Genomic DNA, 23,126 nt, shown 5'->3' with positions numbered 1-23,126 from the left:
TGGAGACAAGCTTGTGGACTATCAGAACCTGATTGCGATCGATACGCACACCCACGCCGAAGTGAGTTGCTGGAACCCGTTCGACAACTACGGCGAGGAGTACGACCGCGCCGCCGACAAGTACTTCAAGTCCGGCCGCCGTCCGACCATCCAGGAGAGCATCGACTACTACCGCGAGCGCAGGATCGGCCTGGTGATGTTCATGGTCGACGCCGAATCGAACATGGGCCGCCGCCGCATTCCCAACGAGGAAATCGCCGAGGCCGCGCAAAACAACAGCGACGTCATGATTGCCTTCGCCAGCATCGATCCGCACAAGGGAAAGATGGGCGCGCGCGAGGCCCGCAGGCTCGTCGAGGAATTCGGCGTGAAAGGCTTCAAGTTCCACCCGACCGTCCAGGCATTCCACCCCTACGACAAGATGGCCTGGCCGATCTACGAAGTGGTTGCCGAATACGGCTTGCCGGCGGTGTTTCACACCGGCCACAGCGGCATCGGCTCGGGCATGCGATGCGGCGGTGGGCTGCGGCTGGAATACAGCAACCCGATGCACCTCGACGACGTGGCCATCGACTTCCCCGACATGCAGATCGTGATGGCGCACCCGAGCTTCCCCTGGCAGGACGAGGCGCTGAGCGTTGCCACCCACAAGCCGAACGTGTGGATCGACCTGTCGGGCTGGAGCCCGAAATACTTTCCGAAGCAACTGGTGCAGTACGCCAACACGCTGCTGAAAGACCGCGTGCTGTTCGCGAGCGACTATCCGCTGATCACGCCCGACCGCTGGCTCAAGGACTTCGAGGACGCGGGGTTCAAGCCGGAGGTGATGCCGGCGATCCTGAAGGGCAATGCCGTTCGGTTGCTGGGGCTGGACAAGGCTTCCTGAGGCCGGGCTTTCAACGCACGGTCGTCATCGTCGAACGGGGCGCCCGGCATTCGGCATGGCGCCTATTCCTCGACAGACTCGCCTTCCCAACCCCGCGCCGACCGCTGCTGCCGCTGTGCCCGCTCCCGCGCCATCTGCTCCTCGAACTGCTGCCGCCCTTCCTTGGCGACGGCGATGAGCTTGGCGCGGTCCTTGTAGTGCGGGTAGCCCGCATCGGTGATGCCGATGTTTCGCTGCCTGAAGCGCATGGCCGCATGGCGGGCCTCATGCGCGGGCCAGCCCAGCACCTCGAGCACCGAGCGCGCGCTGCGCAGTGACGACTCGAATACCTCCCGCTCGATGCGTTCCACGTTCCGGTCGCGCAGTTGGTAGTAGTGCGCCACGTTGCGCGCGCGCGCAATGATCTCGGCCTGCGGAAAGTGCTCGCGCACCAGATCGACGATCTCCAGCGACTGCTCGATGTCGTCCACCGCCACCACGATCGCCTTCGCACTGCCGGCACCCGCAATGCGCAAAAGGTCCAGCCTCGTCGCATCCCCATAGAACACCCGGAAGCCGAACTCGCGCAGCCCCTCCACCGTGTCGGCGTCATGGTCCAGCACCGTCACCGGCATGGCGTTGGCCAGCATCAGGCGCCCGATTATCTGGCCATAGCGCCCGAAGCCGCAGATCAGCACCTTCCCCTCCTGCTGCTCGGAAATCTCCTCCAACGCCTTGCCGCCCATCAGGTCGTAGCGCGGCAGGATGAACTTGTCTATCGCCACCAGCAGCAGCGGGGACACCAGCATCGACAGCGCCACCGATGCGATCAGCAGCGACGCGGTCTCCGCCGGCAGCACATCCGGCCCGGCCGCCTGGAACACCACGAACGCGAACTCGCCTCCCTGCGCCAGCAACAGCGTGAACACCGGCCTGTGCTGGTACGCAATGTCCATCGCCTTCGCCAACGCATAGATCACCGCGAGCTTGATGATCATGAAACTCACCACCAGCAGCGCCATCATCCCAGGGTGCCGCATCAACACGCCGAAGTCGATGCTCATGCCCACGGCGATGAAGAACAGGCCCAGCAGCAAGCCCTTGAAGGGCTCGATGTCGGTCTCGAGTTCGCGCCGGTATTCGCTCTCCGCCAGCAGCACGCCGGCGAGAAAGGCGCCCAGCGCCATCGACAGGCCGATGATCTGCATCAGCGCCGCGATCGCCACCACCAGCAGCAGCGACGCAGCGGTGAAGATCTCCGGCGTGTTGCTGCGCGCGATCCAGCGCAGCAGCGGCCGCAACGCGAGCCGGCCGCCCAGCACGATGCCACCGATCACGCCGATGATCTTGAGCGCTTCCAGCAGCCTTGCCGCACCGCTTGCAGATGCATCGCCGGCGGCGTCGCCGGCCAGCAACGGCAGCAGCGCGAGGATCGGGATGGCGGCCACGTCCTGGAACAGCAGAATCGAAAAGCCGGCCTGCCCACTCGCCGTCTTCAGCAAGTTGCGCTCGCCGAACACCTGCAGCGCGATCGCCGTCGACGACAGCGCCAGCCCCAGCGCCCCCACCAGCGCCACGCGCCACGAGGTGCCCACTGCCCACCCCAGCACGAACAACACGGCGGCGCAACTCAGCACCTGCGCGGCGCCCCAGCCGAATATCGGCCGCCGCAGGTTCCACAGGCGCTTGGGCTCCAGCTCGAGCCCGACCAGGAACAGCATCAGCACCACGCCGAACTCGGCGAAATGCAGGATGTCCTGCACATTGGTGACCAGGCCCAGGCCCCATGGCCCGATTGCGATGCCAGCCACCAGGTAGCCGATGATCGAGCCAAGCCCGAGGGCTTTCGACAACGGCACCACCAGCACGGCGGCGCCCAGGTAGATGAGGGAGTTGACCAGCCAGGCGGGTGCGTGCGCCATCAGGCCACCCCGGTCTCGCTCGGGGCGACGCGGGCCAGCGCGTCCTTCAGCGCCTGTTCGCCCAGCTTGCTGAGGTCTTCCTGTTCGGCCGGCCGGTCGGTCTCGGGCACCACGCAGTTCGGGCAGCCGTCGAGCTCGTCCATCTCGGGCCAGTTCGGATAGCTCGCCAACCGGTCCTTGAACACGGCGACGTGCGCAAGCAGTTCCTCGTGCGTCGCGCTGCGCGCGCCGTGGAAGATCAGCGGCGGCAGGAAACGCATGCCGCACAGCGCCGCGGTCTGTTCGTAGGGCGGCAGGAAGGCGTCGAAAAAGTAGCGGTTGTATCCCTGCGGGTGGTAGCTCGACTCCGGGCCGCCGGTGGTCGCGACCAGCCAGCAGTCCTTGCCCCGCAGCGCGGTGCCGCCTGGCCCGTAGGCCCAGCCCCAGGACAGCACCTCGTCGAACCACAGCTTTTGCAGCGGCGGCATCGAATACCACTGGATCGGATGGAGCAGCACCAGCAGGTCGGCGCGCGCCAGGCGCTCCTGTTCCGCCTCGACGTCGATGGCGTAGTCGGGGTAGCTGCCATAGAGATCGTTCACATCCACGTCCGGCAGGCTGCGTGCGGCCTGCTTCAACTGGCGGTTCACGCGCGAGTCGCGCCAGTGCGGATGGGCGGCGATCACATAGACGCGGGGTGGAGTTCCTGAAGGTGTCGTGAGGGCCGGCATCCCGCGAACATAGCGCAATCGCGCGAACGGCGTGGGGCAGGGCGGCTACGATGGCGCCTTCTTCCGTACCGAGGAGATGCCATGCCGGTGGTCCTGATTGCCAACCCCAAGGGTGGTGTTGGCAAGTCGACGCTCGCGACCAACATCGCGGGCTACTACGCCAGCCGGGGCCACGCGGTGATGCTGGGCGACGTCGATCGCCAGCAGTCGTCCGGCCTGTGGCTCAACTTGCGGCCTGCCAAGGCAGCACGAATCGCTACCTGGGAGGCGGCGGGCGAGGGCACCATCGTCCGCCCGCCGCGCGGCACCACGCATGCGGTGCTCGACACCCCGGCCGGCTTGCACGGGTGGCGATTCAAGGAAGTGGTGCCGCTGGCCGACCAGATCCTGGTGCCGCTGCAGCCGAGCATCTTCGACATCTACGCCACCCGTGATTTCCTGCTCCGGCTGCAGGGCCAGCGCGAGGCCGGGAAGACGCGCATCGGGCTGGTCGGCATGCGCGTGGGCGCCCACACCTTGTCGGGCGACCGCCTGCGCGAGTTCGTGGCCCGGCTCGGCGTGCCGATGGTGGCCGAACTGCGCGACACGCAAAACTACGTGCAGCTCGCGGCGCGCGGACTCACCCTGTTCGACATTGCGCCAGGGCGCGTCCAGCGTGACCTGGAGCAGTGGCAGCCATTGCTTCATTGGCTGGATCAGTAGATTCCCGGGGGTATTTGTCGCTGTCGCTACAGGCGATCGGCGCGGCGTGCGGCTAGAGTTCGCCGGATGAAAACTTACCAAACCCTTCAGGACCTGGCTGCTTGCGTCGGCCAGGAAGTCGCAACCACCGACTGGATGACCATCACCCAGGAGCAGGTCAACCAGTTCGCCGAAGCCACGGGCGACCACCAATGGATTCACGTTGACGTCGAGCGCGCCAAGACCGGACCGTTCGGCGGCCCGATCGCGCACGGTTTCCTGACGCTGGCGTTGATCCCGAAGATCTTCCAGCAGGGTGTCGAGGTGGTCGAGTCGCGCATGGGGGTCAACTACGGCCTGAACCGCGTGCGCTTCATGGCGCCGGTGCCGGTCGGCGGCCGGGTCCGTGGCCGCATGAAGCTGATTTCGAGCGAGCCGATCGACGACAAGGGCGGCGTCCAGATGGTCTGGGAAATCACCATCGAACTCGAAGGCGCGTCCAAGCCGGCCTGCGTGGCCGAATCGGTGGTACGGCGCTTCCCCTGAACCATCTGCCCCCCCGGGGAAATCCGGAGGTTCTTCGACAGGGCGTTCAGCCCCAGCGCCGCCAGGCTCCGGCGGGTCTTGCGGGCCGCAAGGCGAAGCCTTCCTCAGGCGAAGGCGTTCTGGCGCCAGGCTTCGAACACCGTCACCGCGACCGCGTTCGACAGATTCAGGCTGCGTTGGCCGGCCCGCATGGGCAGGCGCAGGCGTTGCGCCGGGGCAAAGCTTTCGCGCAACTCCGGTGAAAGGCCGCGAGTCTCGGCGCCGAACACCATCCAGTCACCCGGCCTGAAAGCGGCTTCATGCACGAGCCGCGTGCCGCGCGTTGTCAGCGCGAACATGCGGTCGGCCGGTGGCTTCGCATCGTCGAGCAGCGCCTGCCAGTTCGCGTGCCGCCGGACTTCGGCGTACTCGTGGTAATCCAGTCCGGCGCGCTTCAGCAGCCGGTCGTCCATCGAAAAACCCAGCGGTTCGACCAGATGCAGCGTGCAGCCTGTATTGGCTGCCAGGCGGATGACGTTGCCCGTATTGGGCGGGATCTCGGGTTCGACCAGGACGATATGAAACATTGCGCGGCGCTTGCTGAAACGGCGCCTATTGTGGAGCGCCGGTGCGCGCCAGGACGATCGCGGCGACGTGCGTCGCTCCGGCGGCGCGCAGCACCTCCGCGGCGGCGAACAGCGACGCGCCGCTGGTCATCACGTCATCGACCAGCACGATGCGCCGCCCGTGCACTTCGTGGGCGCGCAGGGGCTCCAGCGCGAAAGCGCCCCGCAAGTTGAGCAAGCGTTCCGCGCGCGGCAGGCCGCTCTGGGCCGCCGTCTCGCGCGTGCGCAACAAGAGCGTGGCATCGACCTTGCCCGGTGCGAGGCGGCGCGCCAACTCCAGCGCCTGGTTGAAACCGCGCTCGCGCAGCCGTTCCAGTGCCAATGGCATCGGCAGCACCAGGTCGCATTGCTCCAGCGCCGGCTCGACCCACGGCGCACTTCGCATCAAGGTGGCAAGCGGCGCGGCCCAGCCTGCGTTGCCGTGGAACTTGAACTGCGCGATGCACTCGGGCCATGGCCATTCATAGGCGCAAGCGGCCAGACAGGAATCGAGCGGCGCCGGATGCCTCACGCACTCGGAGCAGTGCTGGATTCCGTCCGGCACCGGTATCGCGCAAGTGAGGCAGCGCGGTGCCGGCGGCGCCAGGCGGGCCACGCAAGCATCGCAAATCGGCCTGGCCGGCCAACTGCGGCAGACCGCGCATTGGCTCGGCAAGGCGTCGAGCAGGGCGGCGAATGGTCGCAGGGCAAGGCGGGAAAGCATGGCTCAATATACTGGCCGCCCATGGCTACCGATCCCGCACAGCGCCCGCCCACCATCGACGCCGCTGCGGCCGCCCGCTGGTCCCGACTCGCGCCTGCGCAAAATTCCCCCTGGCTGCATGAAGAAATCGGTCGCCGCATGGAAGACCGTCTCCAGTGGATCACGTCCAGGCCCAAGACCTGGGCCGATTGGTCGCCCCTGCGCGGTGGCCTGGAGGCGCATGCGCTGGTCGCACGCCGCTACAGCGCCGCCACACCCTATGTGATCGAGCCCGACGCCGCGTTGGCCGCGCGCACCGCCAGCTTGCTGACCGCACCATGGTGGAGCGCCAAACGCTGGCAGGGCGCGCAGCCGCGCTTCGAAGCGACGCCCGACGACGGCGTCGACCTGCTCTGGGCCAATATGGCGCTGCACATGGCGGCCGACCCGGAGGCGCTCATCAAGCGCTGGCACCGCACCGTCGCGACCGACGGTTTCCTGATGTTTTCCTGCCTCGGTCCCGACACGGTGCGCGAGCTGCGGGCGCTCTACGCGCGCCTCGGCTGGCCGCCGGCCGGCCACGAATTCACCGACATGCACGATTGGGGCGACATGCTGGTACACGCCGGTTTTGCCGAGCCGGTCATGGACATGGAGCGTGTGACCCTCACCTGGGCGACCCCCGAGGCGGCGCTGGCCGAATTGCGCACCCTCGGCCGCAACCTGCACCCGGCCCGCTTCGGCGCCGTGCGTGGCCGCGAGTGGCGTGGCCAGCTCGAAGCCGCGCTCGCCGCGACGGCCAACCGCGGCGGGCCGGACGACGGTCGGATCGCGCTGGGCTTCGAGATCATCTATGGCCACGCGTTCAAGCCCGCGCCCCGAGTCGCGCTGGCGGCAGAAAGCGCCGTGTCGCTGCGCGAGATGCGCTCCATGCTGCAGCGAGGACGCCCCGGACCGTGAAGTTTGGCTCGAAACCACCCGCTACAATTCGCTGTTGCGTGAACTCGTGGGTATGGTCCCGCGACCGCGGTTCGTCAAACACTTCTCGTTTGACGGCTGTCGACGCACCGATTTGCTGAACTCGCCCGTGTCGAATTCCGTGTTTCGTTTTGCCACTGTCTCAGGCCAGAGCATCCACTGGTTCCTGAAGCGCAATTGCTCGGTCACGCCGAGCCAGCTGGGCTGGCTCTACGCGTCGCTGTGCGTTGTGTCGATGGGCATCGGCGCGGTGTTCTGGTGGCATGGTGCGAGGCTGGTGTTGCCTTTCGCGTGGCTTGAACTGGTCGCCGTCGGCGTCGCGTTCGTGCTGTATGCGCGGCATGCGACCGATGGCGAGAAGATTGCGCTGCAGGAGGGCCGGCTGGTGGTCGAGCTGGAAAACGGCGGTCACTACGAGCGCACGGAATTTTTGCCGCATCAGGTGCGGGTCGAGCCACAGGCCAGCGACCGTTCGCTGATCGAGGTCTCGGGGCAGGGTCGTTCGGTCCGGGTGGGGCGCTATGTGCGGCCCGAGTTGCGCGCCGCGTTGGCGCGCGAGATTCGCATGGCACTGCGCGCAGCGTGAGTGGCGCGCGGGGCTGGCACCGGGCCAATGGGTTAACTGGTAATTGAAGAAGTAAACACGATGAAGAGCAATTGGCGCAACAAGACCTGGCCGGCAACCCTGCTGCTGGCGGCCGGCGCGGTGATCAGCGGTGCTGCGAACGCAGTCGAAAGCCTGCCGGGCGGCCCTTCGGTGCGCCAGTTGAACCTTCCCATCGGCGTGACCAAGATCGCGCAGGAACAGCATTTCCTGCACACGGTGATGATGATCCTGTGCACGGTCATCTTTGTGGCCGTGTTTTCGGTCATGTTCTATTCGATCTGGAAGCATCGCAAGTCGGTCGGCCACAAGGCGGCCAACTTCCACGAATCGGTCGTGGTCGAGGTGATCTGGACCATCGTCCCCTTCATCATCGTGATCCTGATGGCGCTGCCCGCCACCAAGGTGCTGGTCGCGCAAAAAGACACCACCAACGCCGACCTCACCATCAAGACCACCGGCTACCAGTGGAAGTGGGGCTACGACTACATCAAGGGTGAAGGCGAGGGGCTTTCCTTCATCTCCACGCTCGACAGCAGCCAGCGCGCCATGTCCGATGCCGGCGCCCGCGGCGACATGCCTGTCGACTACCTGCTCAAGGTCGACAACGCGCTGGTCGTTCCGGTCGACAAGAAGATCCGCATCATCACCACCGCCAACGACGTGATCCACGCATTCGCCGTGCCGCAACTCGGCCTCAAGCAGGACGCGATCCCCGGCTTCGTGCGCGACACCTGGTTCCGTGCCGAAAAGGTCGGCGACTACTACGGCCAATGCCAGGAACTGTGCGGCAAGGAACACGCCTACATGCCGATCCACGTGAAGGTGCTTGCGGCCGCCGACTACACCGCCTGGGTCGATGGCAAGAAGAAGGAAGCCGCCGCCAAGCTCGACGACCCGAACAAGGTCTGGACGCTGCCCGACATGATGGCGCGCGGCGAGAAGGTGTATGCCTCCAACTGCGCGGCCTGCCATCAGGCCAACGGCAAGGGCGCCGGCCCGATCAAGGCACTCGATGCCGCCGAAAAGGTGTTGAATCCCGACGCCGCAGTGCAGCTCCACGTGGTGCTGAACGGCCAGAACAACGGCGCAATGCCGGCCTGGAAGCAATTGAGCGACACGGACATCGCCGCCGTGGTCACCTATACCAAGAACAGCTGGTCGAACAAGACGGGCCAATTGGTCCAGCCTGCCCAGGTGCTGGCCGAGCGCAGCAAATAAGCTGCCGACCCACGATTTCCAAGGAAGATTCATGAGCGCAGTCCTCGACCCCCACGGTCACGCACACGGTCACGGCGAGCACGGCCACGACGAGCATCACGGCGCCCCGGTCGGCTGGCGCCGCTGGGTGTTCGCAACCAACCACAAGGACATCGGCACGCTGTACCTGCTGTTCTCGTTCACCATGCTGATGGTGGGCGGCCTGCTGGCCCTGCTGATCCGTGCCGAGTTGTTCCAGCCCGGCCTGCAACTGGTCAACCCCGAGTTGTTCAATCAGTTCACCACCATGCACGGCCTGATCATGGTGTTCGGCGCGATCATGCCGGCCTTCGTGGGCTTCGCGAACTGGATGGTCCCGCTGCAAGTGGGCGCATCCGACATGGCTTTCGCGCGCATGAACAACTTCAGCTTCTGGCTGCTGATCCCGGCCGCCATCATGCTGGTGGGTTCGTTCTTCATGCCCGGCGGCGCACCCGCGGCCGGCTGGACGCTCTATGCACCTCTGACGCTGCAGATGGGCCCATCGATGGACGCCGGCATCTTCGCGATGCACATCATGGGTGCTTCGTCGATCATGGGCTCGATCAACATCATCGTCACCATCCTCAACATGCGCGCTCCCGGCATGACGCTGATGAAGATGCCGATGTTCTGCTGGACCTGGCTCATCACCGCCTACCTGCTGATCGCCGTGATGCCCGTGCTCGCCGGCGCCATCACCATGACGCTGACCGACCGCCACTTCGGCACCAGCTTCTTCAACCCCGCCGGCGGCGGTGACCCGGTGATGTACCAGCACATCTTCTGGTTCTTCGGCCACCCCGAGGTCTACATCATGATCTTGCCGGCCTTCGGCATCATCAGCCAGATCGTGCCGGCCTTTGCCCGCAAGAAGCTGTTCGGCTATGCCTCGATGGTGTATGCCACCTCGTCGATCGCCATCCTGTCGTTCATCGTGTGGGCGCACCACATGTTCACGACCGGCATGCCGCTCACCGGACAGCTGTTCTTCATGTACGCGACGATGCTGATCGCGGTACCTACGGCGGTGAAGATCTTCAACTGGATCGCGACCATGTGGCAGGGCTCGATGACCTTCGAGACACCCATGCTGTTTGCCGTGGGCTTCATCTTCGTGTTCACCATGGGCGGCTTCACCGGCCTGATCCTGGCCGTCGCCCCCATCGACACGCAATTGCAGGACACCTACTACGTCGTTGCCCACTTCCACTACGTGCTGGTGGCCGGCTCGCTCTACGCGATGTTTGCTGGCTACTATTACTGGTCGCCCAAGTGGACGGGCGTGATGTACAACGAAGCGCGCGGCAAGATCCACTTCTGGTGGTCGCTGATCTCGTTCAACGTCACCTTCTTCCCGATGCACTTCCTGGGCCTCGCCGGCATGCCGCGGCGCTATGCCGACTACCCGATGCAGTTCGCCGACTTCAATGCGGTGGCGTCGATCGGCGCGCTGTTCTTCGGCCTGGCGCAGGTGTACTTCTTCTTCTTCATCGTCTTGCCGACCATGCTCGGCAAGGGCGAGAGGGCCTCGCAAAAACCATGGGAAGCCGCTGAAGGCCTCGAATGGGAAGTGCCATCGCCGGCACCATTCCACACTTTCGAAACGCCCCCGCGGCTGGATCCGACCGCGACCAAGGTGATCGGTTGAGCGGCCAGGTGATGACGCCGGAGCAAAGGAAGAACAACCGCCGCATGGGGCTCACACTGGCCTCCATCGCGCTGCTGTTCTTCGTAGGCTTCATCGTCCGCATGGTCTGGATCGGCCACTGAGGCCCGCCAGGATTCCATGAGCATCGGTCAACGCATTCGTCGCGCCAACATCCAGATGGTGGGCAAGCTCGCCGTCGTGGCGGCTGGCATGTTCGCGTTCGGCTATGCGCTGGTGCCGCTGTACCGTGCCATCTGCGAAATGACCGGCATCAACATCCTGGCGTTGTCCGAACTCGAGGTGCCGGGTGGCGCCTCGGGAGGCAAGAACGTCAAGCCGCCGGCCAACTCGCAGGTCGACATGAGCCGCACCATCACCGTCGAGTTCGACGCCAACGTGCGTGGTCTTTGGGATTTCAAGCCGGCGCAGAACTCGATGCAGGTGCATCCGGGCGAACTGCACACCGTGATGTACGAGTTCCAGAACGTGCAGAACCGCCGCATGGCTGCGCAGGCCATTCCGAGCTACGCGCCGCAGCAAGCCGCGCCGTACTTCAACAAGCTGGAGTGCTTCTGCTTCAACCAGTACACGCTGGATGCGGGCGAGAAGAAGCAGTGGCCCGTGGCCTTCGTGATCGATCCGAAGATCTCGAAGGACGTCAAGACTATCACCTTGTCTTACACCTTCTTCGAGGTGGGCGGCAAGACGCCGCCGGCGCCGACGGCAGTCGCCCCGCAGTTGCAGGTGGAGCCGAAATCGTGAGCCCGGCCGTGGACGTGGAACCCGCCAAACGCAAGGGCTCGTTGCTGCGCACCGTCAAGGCGGTCGCCTGGGGTTTTTTCGGCGTGCGAAAGAACAGCGCCTCTCAGGAAGACATGGCAAAGCTCACGCCACTGCACATCATCGGGGTCGGTCTCGTGGCCGTTGCGCTGTTCGTGGTCGGCCTGATCGTGCTGGTCAAGTTCGTGGTCGCGCCCTGACCCCCATAAGATTTGAATCGAGAGAAGAAAGCCAGGACCTGATATGAGTTCATCCACCCACGGCACCACGCCCTACTACTTCGTGCCCGCCCCCTCGGCCTATCCGGTCCTGGCCGCGACGGGGTTGCTCTTCGTGATCCTCGGCGCGGCCCAGTGGATCAACGGCCATGAATGGGGCAAGTATTCGCTGCTCGCGGGCATGGTGCTCTGGCTCGGCACGCTGTTCGCCTGGTTCCGAACCTCCATCCACGAAAGCGAGGCCGGCCAGTATGGCCACAAGGTCGACGTGTCGTTCCGCTGGAGCATGAGCTGGTTCATCTTCTCGGAAGTGATGTTCTTCGGTGCTTTCTTCACCGCGCTCTGGTGGACCCGCACCCACGCGCTGCCTGCGCTCGGAAGCCTTGACAACGCGTTGCTCTGGCCCGGCTTCAAGGCTGTCTGGCCCAGCGCCGCGGTAGGCTTCACCGGCTCGCCGGCCGGCATCGTGGAGCCGTTCCAGACCGTCGGCCCGTTCTGGCTGCCGACGATCAACACGGCCTTGCTGTTGAGCTCGGGCGTGACGCTCACCTTCGCCCACCACGCGCTGCGGGCCAATCATCGCGCCCAGTGCATCCGCTTCATGATCGTGACGGTGATCCTGGGCATGCTGTTCCTTGGCGTGCAGGGCTATGAATACCATCACCTCTACACCGAGTTGAACCTCAAGCTGAGTTCGGGCGCCTACGGTTCGACCTTCTTCATGCTGACCGGCTTCCACGGCTTCCACGTGTTCATCGGGATGCTGATGCTGCTGTTCATCACGATCCGACTGAAGAACGGCAACTTCACGCCCGACCGTCATTTCGGCTTCGAAGGCGCTGCCTGGTACTGGCATTTCGTGGACGTGGTCTGGCTCGGCCTCTATACGCTGGTGTACTGGCTTTGATGGCGTTCGGCAGCACGGTAAAAAAGCGCCGCGAGGCGCTTTTTTCATGGCTGGGCGGCGATGTCGCCCGCCCCGACCTATCTGGCGACCGGAAGGCCCCCTGGCTGGATGTATCCAAGTTTCCAGGCCAGCAGGATGCACAGGAACAAAATCACCGACAAGGCAATCCGAACGGTGAGCGCACGCGCCATGCCACCGGACTTGGCGCGCCCGTCGCGCCCGTCCTTCAGCATGAAGTACAGCGCAAATCCGAGACTCGCCAGGATGCCGGCAAAGGCGAGGGCGACGACATATTTCATGACCCTCATTATCGGCCGACCACGCCGTTTCGTCCTGTGAACACGACCTCACTGCAAGCGGTGCGCCCCGCGCGCCGGGGCCGCTTCTGGCTTGTCACGATTGCCGCCATGTTCATGCTTGCGGCCACCGTATCGCTGGGTCGCTGGCAGCTGTCGCGGGCCGCGCAAAAAGAAGCGCTCCAGGCCGACATCGAATCGCAGCAGACGCGGCCGCCCCTGGATCAGCAGGCCTTCCTGGCCATGGCGCAACCCGGCGAAGTCATGCACCGTCCGGTGCGCCTGCGTGGCTTGTGGCTGGCGCCGCAGACCGTCTATCTCGACAACCGCCAGATGCACGGCGTGCCAGGCTTCTACGTCGTCACGCCTTTTGCCATCGAGGGAAGCCAGCAGACGGTGATGGTGCAGCGCGGCTGGATCCAGCGCAATTTCGAGAGTCGCACGCAGTTGCAGCCCGTGCAGACGCCTGCCGGACTTGTCGAGATCGAAGGCCGCATCGAGCCGCCGCCGTCGCACTTGCTGGAGTTGGGCAAGGCCCCCGACCCGGCAGCCGCAGGAGCGGAGTCTCAGGGGGCTTCGCCCATCCGGCAAAATCTCGACCTCGAGGCGTTCAAGGCCGAAACCAAGCTGCCGCTGCGCATTGATGTGTCGCTGCAGCAGACCGGTGCCGCTTCCGAAGGCTTGCAGCGTGACTGGCCGGCGCCGGCATTCGGCATCGAAAAGCATTACGGCTACGCGTTTCAGTGGTTCGGCCTCGCGGCCCTCGTCACCTTCCTCTATGTCTGGTTCCAAATCGTTGCCCCGTTCCGCCGTGCCCGCCGTGGCTGACGAGCCGCTCGGGCTCACTGTGCATTCGATGCCGTCGCCGCAAGCGCTCGGCGCCGAGACCGGCCGCCGCACGGTGTCGGGCCGCTGGAAGATGATCGCGGTGATGCTGATGTGCGCGGCGCCCGTCATAGCGTCATATTTCACTTACTACGTGATCCGACCGGAGGGGCGCAGCGTCTATGGCGAACTGATCGAGCCGCAGCGCACCATTCCGGCGATGAATGCGCTCACGCGCGATGGTGTGTCGGTGCCGATGTCCTCTCTCAAGGGCCAATGGCTGATCGTGGCCGTGGCCGACGCCGGCTGCGATTCGCTGTGCGAACAGCAGCTCTACTTGCAGCGCCAACTGCGCGAAAGCCTCGGGCGCGAGAAGGAGCGCGTGGATCGCGTCTGGCTGATCAGCGACGCCGCGGCGCCGCCCGCGCGCCTGGAGAATGGCCTGCGCGGCGCCACGGTGCTGCGCGTGCCGTCCGCACAGCTGTCGCAATGGCTCGCACCTGCGTCGGGCCACACGCTGGCCGAACACCTCTACGTGGTCGACCCGATGGGCAACTGGATGATGCGATTCCCGGCCCGGATGGACGCCGCAGGCGCTTCGCGCGCCAAGCGCGACATCGAGCGCCTGCTGCGAGCCTCCGCATCCTGGGATGAGCCGGGCCGATGACTCCCGCTACCGCGCCCTACGACCTGACGCCCATCGCGTGGCTCATGGGCACGGGCGTGCTCATTGCGCTCGGCCCGCTGCTGTGGGTCTGGCGGCGCAACGCGGGCCACGGTACTGCGCGGCGACTGCATGCGCTGACCGTCCTGACGCTTTTCCTGACTTTCGACCTCACGATGTTCGGCGCCTTCACACGACTGACCGACTCCGGCCTCGGCTGCCCCGATTGGCCGGGTTGCTACGGCAATGCGAGCCCGATGGGCGCACGCCATGAGATTGCGATGGCGCAAGCCATCCAGCCGACCGGCCCGGTGACGCACGGCAAGGCCTGGGTCGAGATGGTGCATCGCTACCTGGCCACGGGGGTCGGCGTGTTGATCGTCGTGCTGGCCGTGGCCACTTTCGTTGCCTGGCGCCAGCAGCGCCGCGGGCCTGCCGTCGGCCCACAACGTGTGGCGCTGCGGCCGGGATGGCCGTTCGTGACGCTGGTGTGGGTGTGTCTGCAAGGCGCCTTTGGCGCACTCACGGTGACCATGAAGCTTTATCCCGCGATCGTCACGCTGCACCTGCTAGGCGCCATCGTGCTGCTTTCGCTGCTCTGCATGCAGGCCGTGCGCTACCAGCAAGCCGCCAGCGACAGGTTGCCGACCGCGTTGCCGGGCGCATTGCGCACCCTGCTGGTCGCTGCCAGCCTGCTGCTCGGCCTTCAGATTGCGCTGGGCGGCTGGGTCAGCACCAACTATGCCGTGCTCGCCTGCGCGCAGTTTCCGACTTGCCAGGACAGCTGGTGGCCGCCGATGAACTTCACGCAGGGCTTCGAGATCTGGCGCTCGCTCGGAGTCACCTCGGCGGGCAACCCGGTCGATTTTTCGGCGCTGACGGCGATTCACTACGTGCATAGATTGATGGCTTACCTCGTGTTCATCGCGATCGGCTCTCTGGCCTGGCGCCTGCGCGCCGTGGCGGCGCTGCGACCGCAGTCGACCTGGCTGGCTGGTCTGGCGCTGTTGCAACTGGCTACCGGCCTTGGCAACGTGTTGCTTGGCTGGCCTCTGCTGGCGGCCGTCCTGCACACGGGCGGTGCAGCGGCGCTGGCCGTGGTGCTGGTCTGGACGCTGTGCGAAAGCCGGCGCGCGCCGGTGGTTGTGTCGCAGGGCGCCGCGGGGCAGGCGCGCGCCTCAGGCAATATGGAGGGTCATATGAGCTCCGCCACCAGGCCGTTCGAAGGCGCTCATACCGCAGTGCGAAGCACGGAGATTGCCAAATGAGCACGCCGGTACCCGTTCAGCACACCACCAGCACCGCCAACGTGCTGCGCCAGTTCTACGCGCTGACCAAGCCGCGCGTGGTGCAACTCATCGTCTTCTGTGCGTTCATCGGCATGGTGTTGGCGGTACCGGGCGTTCCGGGCTGGGCCGAAGTACAGCGTTGCGTGCTTGCCTGTGCCGGCATCTGGCTCGTGGCCGGCGCGGCGGCGGCATTCAACTGCCTCGTCGAAAAGGGCATCGACGCCAAGATGAAGCGCACCGCCTGGCGACCGACCGCACGCGGCCAGTTGAGCGACCGCCAGGCACTCATTTTCTCGGCTCTGCTGTGCGCGGCCGGCTCGGCGGTGCTGTGGTTCACCGTGAACCCGCTGACCATGTGGCTCACCTTTGCCACCTTCGTGGGCTACGCGGTGATCTATACCGTGATCCTGAAGCCGCTGACGCCGCAGAACATCGTCATCGGCGGCGCCTCCGGCGCGATGCCGCCGGTGCTCGGCTGGGCAGCGATGCGAGGCGACGTCGGGCCCGAAGCGCTGATCCTGTTCCTCATCATCTTCCTCTGGACCCCGCCGCACTTCTGGGCGCTGGCGCTCTACCGTGTCGAAGACTATCGCAGGGCCGGCCTGCCGATGCTGCCGGTCACGCACGGCAACGAGTTCACCCGGCTGCAGGTGCTGCTCTACACCTTCATCCTGTTCGCCGCATGCCTGTTGCCGTTCATTTACGGCATGAGCGGCTGGTTGTACCTGGCTGTGGCGACAGGCGTGAGCATCGGCTTCACCGGCTACGCGTTTGCGCTCTGGCGCAACTATTCGGACACGCTGGCGCGCAAGACCTTCCGCTTCTCGCTGATCCACCTGAGCGTGCTGTTCGCGGCGCTGCTGGTCGACCACTACTGGAAATGAAACACCCCCGAAGCGCCTGCGGCGCCTCCCCCTTCGAGGGGGCGCACCCCCGACCCGGCGAAGCCGGTTCCGCGGCAGAGATGACACCCCCCCGAAGCGCCTGCGGCGCCTCCCCCTCCAAGGGGCGCACCCGGCGGCCCGGCAAAGCCGGTGCCGCGGGTGCCCACGAACAGACTTCGCCGTGCTTCGTCCTGGTTTCATTCGTTGCGGGTCACGCGAAAGCGTTGTGGAAAACTGAAATGGGCCCGAAATCATGAATAAGCGACATGCCATCAAGTTGATTGCCACGGGTGCCGGCTGGACCGCGGCTGCCACCACGCTGGGCCTTGCTCTCACCGCTTGCAGCGAGAACAAGCCGAGTTTCAACGCGGTCGACCTGACGGGTGCGGACTACGCAAAGGACTTCAAGCTGGCCGATGCCGACGGCAAGGAGCGGACGTTGGCCGACTTCAAGGGCAAGGTGGTCGTCCTGTTCTTCGGTTACGCACAATGCCCCGACGTGTGCCCGACGACCATGACCGAAATGGCGCAGGTCAAGCAGCAACTCGGCAAGGATGGCGACAAGCTGCAGATCGTGTTCATCACGGTCGATCCGGCACGCGACACGCCGGTGGTGATGAAAGCCTACATGGGAGCCTTCGACCCGAGCTTCGTGGCGCTGATCCCCACGTCCGAGCAACTCGTTGCCGTCGCGAAGGACTTCAAGGTCTACTACAAGAAGGTCGAAGGCAAGACCCCCACGAGCTATTCCATGGATCACTCTGCGGCGAGCTACGTCTATGACACCAATGGGCGCTTGCGCCTCTATGCGCGCTACGGGGCGGGCGTGGCGCCGATGGTGTCGGACGTCAAGGCGTTGCTGAACTCCTGAATCCCCGTTGGCAGTGCCGCTCGATCACCTGAAAGGCCGAAGGGGCGCGTTCCGCATTGCGCTGATCCCGCCCGAGGTGCTGCAAGCGCTCAACGACGGGAGCATCGAGACCGTCAACCTCAACGAATTCCTCGCGCTCGATCTTCCTCGGCTGGCCCGTAGCGTGGCTGGCCAGATCGGCATCGATGCGGCGCACGAACGGCTCGACGACACGCTCGCAATGCTGCCCAGCTTCAAGCCCTTGAAGCGGCACGGCCATATTGCGCGCGCGCTCTACGACATCACCGCGCTGCATCCCGCGCGCGACGCCGTCGCGCATCGCGTCGCCACGCACCCGAGCGACGTGGCGCGCTGCTGGGCCGCGCAGTGGATCGCGTTGTCCGGGATGGGTCTGCCGGAGCAACTTCAGGCGGTGCGCCGCTTTGCTGCCGACCCGCACTTCGGTGTGCGCGAAATTGCGTGGATGTCGGTGCGCGATGCAGTCGTCGAATCGCTCGATGAAGCACTGGCACTGCTTGCGCCGTGGGTGCGTGACCCCGATCCCAACATCCGCCGGTTTGCAAGCGAACTGACGCGCCCGCGCGGCGTGTGGTGCGCGCAGATCGAAGCGCTCAAGGCGCAACCCTGGCTGGCCCTTCCGCTGCTGGAAGCGCTGAAGGCCGACGACAGCCGCTATGTTCAGAATTCGGTCGCGAACTGGCTCAACGATGCCAGCAAGACGCAAGGCGAGTGGGTGGAGGCTGTGGGCGCGCGCTGGCTGGCGGCGTCGGATGCACCGGCAACGAAGTACATCGTGAAGCGCGCGCTGCGCACGTTGTCAAAAGCGTAGGCGGCGCTCCATCGGGGCCGAATGGCCGCCTGCCGCCCATGAAAAAGCCCGGCGCTTGGCCGGGCTCGTTTCGAAGGCGCGCAAGCCCCATCAGGCAAAGCTTGCCAGCGACTTCTTCATCTTCTTCATCGCTGCCACTTCGATCTGCCGAATGCGCTCGGCGCTCACGCCGTAGTCGGCGGCCAGTTCGTGCAGCGTCATGCCGCCGGTGCCGTCGTCGTTCACCTTCAGCCAGCGCTCTTCGACGATGCGACGGCTGCGCTCGTCCAGGGCTTCGAGGGCGGTCGAGATGCCGTCGCTCGACAGTCTGTCGCGCGCGCGCATTTCGAGTTGCGCCGTCGGCTCCTGCGTTGCGTCGGCCAGGTAGGCGATCGGGCCGAAAGCTTCGTCGCCGTCGTCAGACGGGCTCGGGTCGAGCAGGATGTCGCCGCCCGACAGGCGGGTTTCCATCTCGAGCACTTCCTCGCGCTTGACGTTCAGCCTGGCGGCGACCTGGCCGACTTCGTCCGTGCTCAGCGTTTCGCGGTGCGTGTCGGCATCGATGGCGGCCGAGTCGGCCTTGAAGCCCTGCTTCATCGACCGCAGGTTGAAGAACAGCTTGCGCTGGGCCTTGGTCGTCGCGACCTTGACCATGCGCCAGTTCTTCAGGATGTACTCATGGATCTCGGCCTTGATCCAGTGGATCGCGTAGCTCACCAGGCGCACGCCCTGGTTGGGGTCGAAACGCTTCACGGCCTTCATGAGGCCGATGTTGCCTTCCTGGATCAGGTCGCCGTGCGGCAAGCCGTAGCCCAGGTATTGGCGGGAGATGGAGACGACCAGGCGCAGGTGCGACAGCACCAGCGCGCCCGCGGCCTCCAGGTCATTGTTGTCGCGCAACTTGCGCGCGTAGCTCTGCTCTTCGTCGAGCGTGAGCAGCGGCAGGCGGTTGGCGACTGAAATATAGGCGTCGAGATTGCCAAGCGGTGGCACGACCGACCATGGGTTCGCGACCGCGAGTGACTTGGCAGAGACTCCAGACAGTGCTGTCATTGAGGAAGCTCCTTTCATTCGGGACATATTAGCACTCGATTAGAGCGAGTGCTAAGGTCAGGGTCCCCCCTTATTTCTATCGGGTCGATAGTTTTTGCCGTCCTTTGGAGACACATAAATGCACACTTTTGTCGCATTCATGTAACAAAAAGGATTAAATCCTAAAATGTTACTTATCGTTAAGTATCGCTTCAGGCACATTCACCCTCACTTGCCGAAGCCGATTTCATTCACAGATTACCCAATGGCACGCCTGCTCCTGATGACGAAAACCAACTCGCCGAAACAGATCGAGTTGGCGGACAAGCACACCCTGATTGGCCGTGACGTGACCAACGATCTTCAACTGGATCGCCCGAGCGTCAGTCGTCATCATGCCGAAATGCGGGTTGAAGGCGGCACCACCTGGGTAATTGACCTCGCAAGCAGCAACGGAACTTATGTGAATGGACGCAAAGTGAAGCAGCGGGCGCTGCGCCACGGCGATGTGATACGTATCGGCGACTGCGAATTGCGCTACGTGAGCCGCCACACCAACTACGAATTGCCCAGGGAACTCTTGCTGGTCGGTTGAGACCCAGACCTTCGTCTCCCCTACCAGCGCACGCCCAGCCTGACATAGAGCTGCGTCACCACGAACAGCGGACCCACCCAGAGGTATTGGATATCTTCAAAGAACGAAGGTTTCCTGCCTTCGATCTTGTGGCCGATGAATTGGAAGATCCAGGCCACCACGAACACCGTGGCAGACACTGGCACCACGAGCTCGCCAAGCGAACGCACGAGCGCAACGGCAGCAACAGTGCACACAGCCATGGTGGCGAACAGCACGATGGAGCGCAGCGACGCGTAGTAGACAAGGCTGGCCGTGACGAAGGCATAGGCCACCCATGGATGCAGGGCGTACAGAAGCCCCACGATGCTCAACAGGATCGCCGGAATTGCGATGAAGTGGATCAGTTCGTTGGTCGGGTTGCGGTGGCTTTCGCCGTAGTGCGCGAGCAGGCGGTCCAGCTTGCGACCAGTGCTCGTCAGCGGGGCGTGCGCGGTATCCATGATTGCTCCGGCGCCGCGTCATGCGGCAACCTTGCCATGATGCCAGCGCGGGCCACATGAGCGAGAGAGGGAAGCTACGGAGAATTGCGATCACCGTCGGCGCATTGGCTGGCGCCGCGTGGTTCACCGGGTGGTGTCCGAAACGGCTACGAAAGCTTGCCGGGCTCAGCCCAGCAGAGCCTGCGCAAACTCGCGTGCGCTGAAGGTCTCGAGGTCTTCCAGCTTCTCGCCGACGCCCACGAAATAGACGGGAACCGGCCGCTCGCGCGCGATGGCTGCCAACACGCCACCGCGTGCCGTGCCATCGAGCTTGGTGACGATCAGCCCAGTGAGGCCGAGCGCATCGTCGAAGGCCTTGACCTGCGCGACGGCGTTCTGGCCGGTGTTTCCGTCGATCACCAGGAGAATCTCGTGCGGTGCGCTTTCGTCGGCCTTGGTGACCACGCGCTTGATCTTCTTCAACTCGTCCATCAGGTGGATTTGCGTCGGCAACCGGCCTGCCGTATCGACCAGCACGACGTCCTTGCCACGCGCCTTGCCGGCCTTGACCGCATCGAAGCTCACGGACGACGGGTCGCCGCCTTCGTTGCTCACGATCTCGACCGTGTTGCGGTCGGCCCAGACCAGCAACTGCTCGCGCGCGGCGGCGCGGAAGGTGTCGGCCGCGGCCAGCAGCGTCGAGCAACCTTCGCTGGAAAGGTGCTTGGTGAGCTTGCCGATCGACGTGGTCTTGCCGGCGCCATTCACGCCCGCGACCATGATCACGGTGGGCGTGTGCTCGCCGATGACGAGTTGCTTTTCGAGAGGCTTGAGCAAGTCGGTCAGCACATCGGCCAGCAGCACGCGCACTTGCGCGGCGTCCTTGGCAATGGTGCTCTTGACGCGTCGGCGCAGTTCTTCAAGGATCGACTCGGTCGCTTTCACGCCGGTGTCGGCCATCAGCAGGGCGGTCTCGAGTTCCTCGTAGAGGTCTTCGTCAATCTGGGCGTTGATGAACACGGCCTGGATGCCGGTGCCGGTCTTCTTGAGGCCGGTCTTGAGCTTGGCGAGCCAGCCTGCGCGCTCGGCTTCAGTAGGCTCCAGGGGCGCAGGCGCGGCGCGATAGGGTGAGGGCTTGCGCTGCTCGGCGGGCGGTGCAATCGGCGTCGGTGCGGGAGGAAGGTCGCGCAGGAACGCAGGGACTTCGGTACCTGCAGGAGTCTGCGACGGCACCGACTGCGGAACAGGCGGTGGGGGCTTGAACGCCAGCGGCGCGGGCGGTGGAGGCCGCGTCCAGCGTGGCGGAAGAAAGGGGGCTGCCGTGGGCGCGGGTGCTACGGGTGCTACGGGTGCAGGTGCAGCGGCGGCCGCGTCGGTTGGCGCTGGCACCGATACTGCCGGCAAGTCGCGCAGGAACGCCGGCACCTCCTGCTGGACCGTACCCGCTGCCACTGTGGGCGCGGGAGGTAAAGAAGGATCTGGTGCCGGAGACAACTCGTCCTCGGGCTTTTTTTTCTTGAAGAAACTGAACATCGCAGCGTTTTTACAATCCGACCCATTCTATGAAACGCCCCTCGCCACGCCGCGCTGCGTTCGGTGCGGTGCTGGCCTCGGCGCTGTTTGCGCTTTGGGTCATGCCCGTCGCTGCGCAAAACCCGACCACCGCCGCCGCATCTCCACCCTCCGCGCAGTCCACGCGGGCGCAGCAGTTCACGCTGGCCAACGGCATGACACTGATCGTCAAGCCCGATCGCCGGGCACCCACTGCGGTGCAGATGGTGTGGGTGCGCGTCGGCGCCATGGACGAAGTCGACGGCACTTCGGGCGTGGCCCACGCGCTCGAGCACATGATGTTCAAGGGGACGAAGGATCTGAAGCCCGGCGAGTTCTCGCGCCGTGTGGCTGCGCTCGGCGGGCGCGAGAACGCCTTCACCACGCGCGACTACACCGGTTACTACCAGCAGATTCCAATGGGCAAGCTGGAAGAAGTGATGAAGCTGGAGTCCGACCGCTTCGCCCACAACCAGTGGGCCGACGACGAGTTCAAGCGCGAGATCGAAGTGGTCAAGGAAGAGCGCCGCATGCGCACCGAAGACCAGCCGCGTTCGCTGCTCGGCGAGCAGCAGAACGCGGCCGTGTTCATTGCGTCGCCGTATCACCGTCCGGTGGTCGGATGGATGAGCGACCTCGACGCGATGACGCCCCAGGATGTGCGCGACTTTCACCAGCGCTGGTATGTGCCGGCCAATGCCGCCCTTGTGGTCGCCGGCGATGTGGACGTGGAACAAGTGCGCAAGCTGGCTGAAAAATACTACGGGAGCATCCCAGCCCGCGCGTTGCCCGTGCGCAAGCCGCGCATCGAACCCGAGCAGCGCGGCATCCGGCGCGTCGAGTTCAAGGCGCCGGCCGAGCAGTCGTACGTGTCGCTGGTGTTCCGTACGCCGAAGCTCGAGAGTCTGGACGGCGAGAGCGATGCGTGGGCGCTGGTGGTGCTTTCGGCGGTGCTCGACGGCTACGCGGGCGCGCGGCTCGACCGCGCGCTGACGCAGGGGCCGAACCGTGTGGCCGACTCCGCCGGCTCATATGCGGGCTTCATCGGTAGAGGCCCGCAACTGTTCGGCCTCGACGGCGTGCCTGCGGCCGGGAAGACGCCCGAGCAAGTCGAGGCAGCCTTGCGCGCAGAGGTGGCCCGCGTCGCAAAGGACGGCATCGGCGCGGCCGAGCTCGCGCGCGTCAAGACACAGTGGGTGGCCAGCGAAACCTACAAGCTGGACTCGGTCATGGCCCAGGCGCGGGAACTCGGCAGCAACTGGATCCAGGGGCTGCCTCTGGACGCGAGCATGCAGATGATGTCCAGGCTGCAGGCCGTCACGGCCGAACAGGTGCAGGCGGTCGCCGGCAAGTATTTCGGCGATGACCAACTCACGGTCGCCGTCCTGCGGCCACTGCCGCCCGACAAGAATCGCCGGCCGCGTCCCGCGCCCGCAGGCGAGCTGCGCTGAAAGACATCCTC

The 23,126-nt window shown here is 65.1% G+C and carries 27 protein-coding genes; 19 read left to right on the top strand and 8 right to left on the bottom strand.

What is annotated here, in order from left to right; translation table 11 throughout:
• Positions 1-13: 13 nt before the first annotated feature.
• A complete protein-coding gene (locus tag WKW80_RS21940; RefSeq protein WP_340365684.1) occupies positions 14-886 on the top strand; it encodes an amidohydrolase family protein in 873 nt (290 codons plus the stop codon).
• A gap of 62 nt (positions 887-948) precedes the next feature.
• On the opposite strand, the gene kefC is transcribed toward WKW80_RS21940, so the two are convergent.
• Both kefC and kefF read right to left on the bottom strand, forming a co-directional pair.
• Complete coding sequence (gene kefC, locus WKW80_RS21935) at positions 949-2,787, bottom strand: glutathione-regulated potassium-efflux system protein KefC (protein ID WP_340365683.1); 1,839 nt, start codon at positions 2,785-2,787, stop codon at positions 949-951.
• Positions 2,787-3,497, bottom strand: a complete 711-nt coding sequence (kefF, locus tag WKW80_RS21930; protein WP_340365682.1) for a glutathione-regulated potassium-efflux system oxidoreductase KefF — start codon at positions 3,495-3,497, stop codon at positions 2,787-2,789. Before kefF ends, kefC begins: the two co-directional genes overlap by 1 nt.
• 81 nt (positions 3,498-3,578) lie before the next feature.
• Between kefF and WKW80_RS21925 the strand changes: the two genes are divergently transcribed.
• Both WKW80_RS21925 and WKW80_RS21920 read left to right on the top strand, forming a co-directional pair.
• Complete coding sequence (locus tag WKW80_RS21925; protein WP_340365681.1) at positions 3,579-4,199, top strand: nucleotide-binding protein; 621 nt, start codon at positions 3,579-3,581, stop codon at positions 4,197-4,199.
• A 66-nt stretch (positions 4,200-4,265) separates the two neighbouring features.
• Positions 4,266-4,724 carry a MaoC family dehydratase gene (locus tag WKW80_RS21920; protein ID WP_340365680.1) on the top strand — a complete coding sequence of 153 codons (459 nt, stop codon included), beginning with the start codon at positions 4,266-4,268 and terminating at the stop codon, positions 4,722-4,724.
• A gap of 104 nt (positions 4,725-4,828) precedes the next feature.
• On the opposite strand, the gene WKW80_RS21915 is transcribed toward WKW80_RS21920, so the two are convergent.
• Positions 4,829-5,290, bottom strand: a complete 462-nt coding sequence (locus tag WKW80_RS21915; RefSeq protein ID WP_340365679.1) for a tRNA (cytidine(34)-2'-O)-methyltransferase — start codon at positions 5,288-5,290, stop codon at positions 4,829-4,831.
• Between the two features lie 25 nt (positions 5,291-5,315).
• Positions 5,316-6,032, bottom strand: a complete 717-nt coding sequence (locus WKW80_RS21910) for a ComF family protein (RefSeq protein ID WP_340365678.1) — start codon at positions 6,030-6,032, stop codon at positions 5,316-5,318.
• A 21-nt stretch (positions 6,033-6,053) separates the two neighbouring features.
• Between WKW80_RS21910 and WKW80_RS21905 the strand changes: the two genes are divergently transcribed.
• The 8 genes from WKW80_RS21905 to WKW80_RS21870 all read left to right on the top strand — a co-directional run bounded on the left by WKW80_RS21905 (position 6,054) and on the right by WKW80_RS21870 (position 12,388).
• Entirely contained in the window at positions 6,054-6,971 is a 918-nt protein-coding gene (locus tag WKW80_RS21905) for a biotin synthase (protein WP_340365677.1), read from the top strand.
• A gap of 127 nt (positions 6,972-7,098) precedes the next feature.
• Positions 7,099-7,575 carry a DUF2244 domain-containing protein gene (locus WKW80_RS21900; protein WP_340365676.1) on the top strand — a complete coding sequence of 159 codons (477 nt, stop codon included), beginning with the start codon at positions 7,099-7,101 and terminating at the stop codon, positions 7,573-7,575.
• 60 nt (positions 7,576-7,635) lie between these two features.
• The gene (coxB, locus tag WKW80_RS21895) at positions 7,636-8,814 is read left to right on the top strand and encodes a cytochrome c oxidase subunit II (protein WP_340365675.1); all 1,179 of its coding nucleotides are present in this window, start codon (positions 7,636-7,638) and stop codon (positions 8,812-8,814) included.
• Between the two features lie 31 nt (positions 8,815-8,845).
• Positions 8,846-10,483, top strand: a complete 1,638-nt coding sequence (ctaD, locus tag WKW80_RS21890; protein WP_340365674.1) for a cytochrome c oxidase subunit I — start codon at positions 8,846-8,848, stop codon at positions 10,481-10,483.
• A gap of 11 nt (positions 10,484-10,494) precedes the next feature.
• Complete coding sequence (locus WKW80_RS21885) at positions 10,495-10,605, top strand: cytochrome oxidase small assembly protein (RefSeq protein WP_340365673.1); 111 nt, start codon at positions 10,495-10,497, stop codon at positions 10,603-10,605.
• A 16-nt stretch (positions 10,606-10,621) separates the two neighbouring features.
• Positions 10,622-11,245 (top strand): cytochrome c oxidase assembly protein, encoded by a 624-nt coding sequence (locus tag WKW80_RS21880; RefSeq protein WP_340365672.1) that lies wholly within the window; start codon positions 10,622-10,624, stop codon positions 11,243-11,245.
• Positions 11,242-11,463, top strand: a complete 222-nt coding sequence (locus WKW80_RS21875; protein WP_340365671.1) for a DUF2970 domain-containing protein — start codon at positions 11,242-11,244, stop codon at positions 11,461-11,463. Before WKW80_RS21880 ends, WKW80_RS21875 begins: the two co-directional genes overlap by 4 nt.
• Positions 11,464-11,506: 43 nt before the next feature.
• Positions 11,507-12,388, top strand: a complete 882-nt coding sequence (locus WKW80_RS21870) for a cytochrome c oxidase subunit 3 (RefSeq protein ID WP_340365670.1) — start codon at positions 11,507-11,509, stop codon at positions 12,386-12,388.
• Between the two features lie 77 nt (positions 12,389-12,465).
• On the opposite strand, the gene WKW80_RS21865 is transcribed toward WKW80_RS21870, so the two are convergent.
• On the bottom strand, positions 12,466-12,696 hold the full coding sequence (locus tag WKW80_RS21865) for a twin transmembrane helix small protein (protein WP_340365669.1): 231 nt from the start codon (positions 12,694-12,696) through the stop codon (positions 12,466-12,468).
• 99 nt (positions 12,697-12,795) lie between these two features.
• Between WKW80_RS21865 and WKW80_RS21860 the strand changes: the two genes are divergently transcribed.
• The 6 genes from WKW80_RS21860 to WKW80_RS21835 all read left to right on the top strand — a co-directional run bounded on the left by WKW80_RS21860 (position 12,796) and on the right by WKW80_RS21835 (position 18,046).
• Positions 12,796-13,512, top strand: coding sequence for an SURF1 family protein (locus WKW80_RS21860; RefSeq protein ID WP_340365733.1), 717 nt, complete (start codon positions 12,796-12,798; stop codon positions 13,510-13,512).
• A complete protein-coding gene (locus WKW80_RS21855) occupies positions 13,463-14,176 on the top strand; it encodes an SCO family protein (RefSeq protein ID WP_422822942.1) in 714 nt (237 codons plus the stop codon). The genes WKW80_RS21860 and WKW80_RS21855 overlap by 50 nt, the downstream gene beginning before the upstream one ends.
• On the top strand, positions 14,173-15,441 hold the full coding sequence (locus tag WKW80_RS21850; RefSeq protein WP_340365667.1) for a COX15/CtaA family protein: 1,269 nt from the start codon (positions 14,173-14,175) through the stop codon (positions 15,439-15,441). Before WKW80_RS21855 ends, WKW80_RS21850 begins: the two co-directional genes overlap by 4 nt.
• Positions 15,438-16,346: a heme o synthase gene (gene cyoE, locus WKW80_RS21845; RefSeq protein WP_340365666.1), complete on the top strand. Its 909-nt coding sequence runs from the start codon at positions 15,438-15,440 to the stop codon at positions 16,344-16,346. The genes WKW80_RS21850 and cyoE overlap by 4 nt, the downstream gene beginning before the upstream one ends.
• A gap of 253 nt (positions 16,347-16,599) precedes the next feature.
• Complete coding sequence (locus WKW80_RS21840; RefSeq protein WP_340365665.1) at positions 16,600-17,217, top strand: SCO family protein; 618 nt, start codon at positions 16,600-16,602, stop codon at positions 17,215-17,217.
• 13 nt (positions 17,218-17,230) lie between these two features.
• Entirely contained in the window at positions 17,231-18,046 is an 816-nt protein-coding gene (locus WKW80_RS21835) for a DNA alkylation repair protein (protein WP_340365732.1), read from the top strand.
• Between the two features lie 90 nt (positions 18,047-18,136).
• On the opposite strand, the gene rpoH is transcribed toward WKW80_RS21835, so the two are convergent.
• Complete coding sequence (gene rpoH / locus WKW80_RS21830; RefSeq protein WP_340365664.1) at positions 18,137-19,078, bottom strand: RNA polymerase sigma factor RpoH; 942 nt, start codon at positions 19,076-19,078, stop codon at positions 18,137-18,139.
• 244 nt (positions 19,079-19,322) lie between these two features.
• Here rpoH and WKW80_RS21825 point away from each other — a divergent pair, with 244 nt between their 5' ends.
• Positions 19,323-19,652, top strand: coding sequence for an FHA domain-containing protein (locus WKW80_RS21825; protein WP_340365663.1), 330 nt, complete (start codon positions 19,323-19,325; stop codon positions 19,650-19,652).
• A gap of 20 nt (positions 19,653-19,672) precedes the next feature.
• Here WKW80_RS21825 and WKW80_RS21820 read toward each other — a convergent pair whose 3' ends face one another.
• Both WKW80_RS21820 and ftsY read right to left on the bottom strand, forming a co-directional pair.
• On the bottom strand, positions 19,673-20,137 hold the full coding sequence (locus WKW80_RS21820) for an Mpo1 family 2-hydroxy fatty acid dioxygenase (protein ID WP_340365731.1): 465 nt from the start codon (positions 20,135-20,137) through the stop codon (positions 19,673-19,675).
• A gap of 162 nt (positions 20,138-20,299) precedes the next feature.
• Positions 20,300-21,646, bottom strand: coding sequence for a signal recognition particle-docking protein FtsY (ftsY, locus tag WKW80_RS21815; protein ID WP_340365662.1), 1,347 nt, complete (start codon positions 21,644-21,646; stop codon positions 20,300-20,302).
• 29 nt (positions 21,647-21,675) lie between these two features.
• Between ftsY and WKW80_RS21810 the strand changes: the two genes are divergently transcribed.
• The gene (locus WKW80_RS21810; protein ID WP_340365661.1) at positions 21,676-23,115 is read left to right on the top strand and encodes a M16 family metallopeptidase; all 1,440 of its coding nucleotides are present in this window, start codon (positions 21,676-21,678) and stop codon (positions 23,113-23,115) included.
• The last annotated feature ends 11 nt before the right edge of the window (positions 23,116-23,126 follow it).

This window comes from Variovorax humicola (genome assembly GCF_037889915.1).
GTDB classification, from domain to species: Bacteria; Pseudomonadota; Gammaproteobacteria; order Burkholderiales; family Burkholderiaceae_C; genus Variovorax; species Variovorax humicola.
This window is presented reverse-complemented; position numbering and strand designations above follow the sequence as displayed.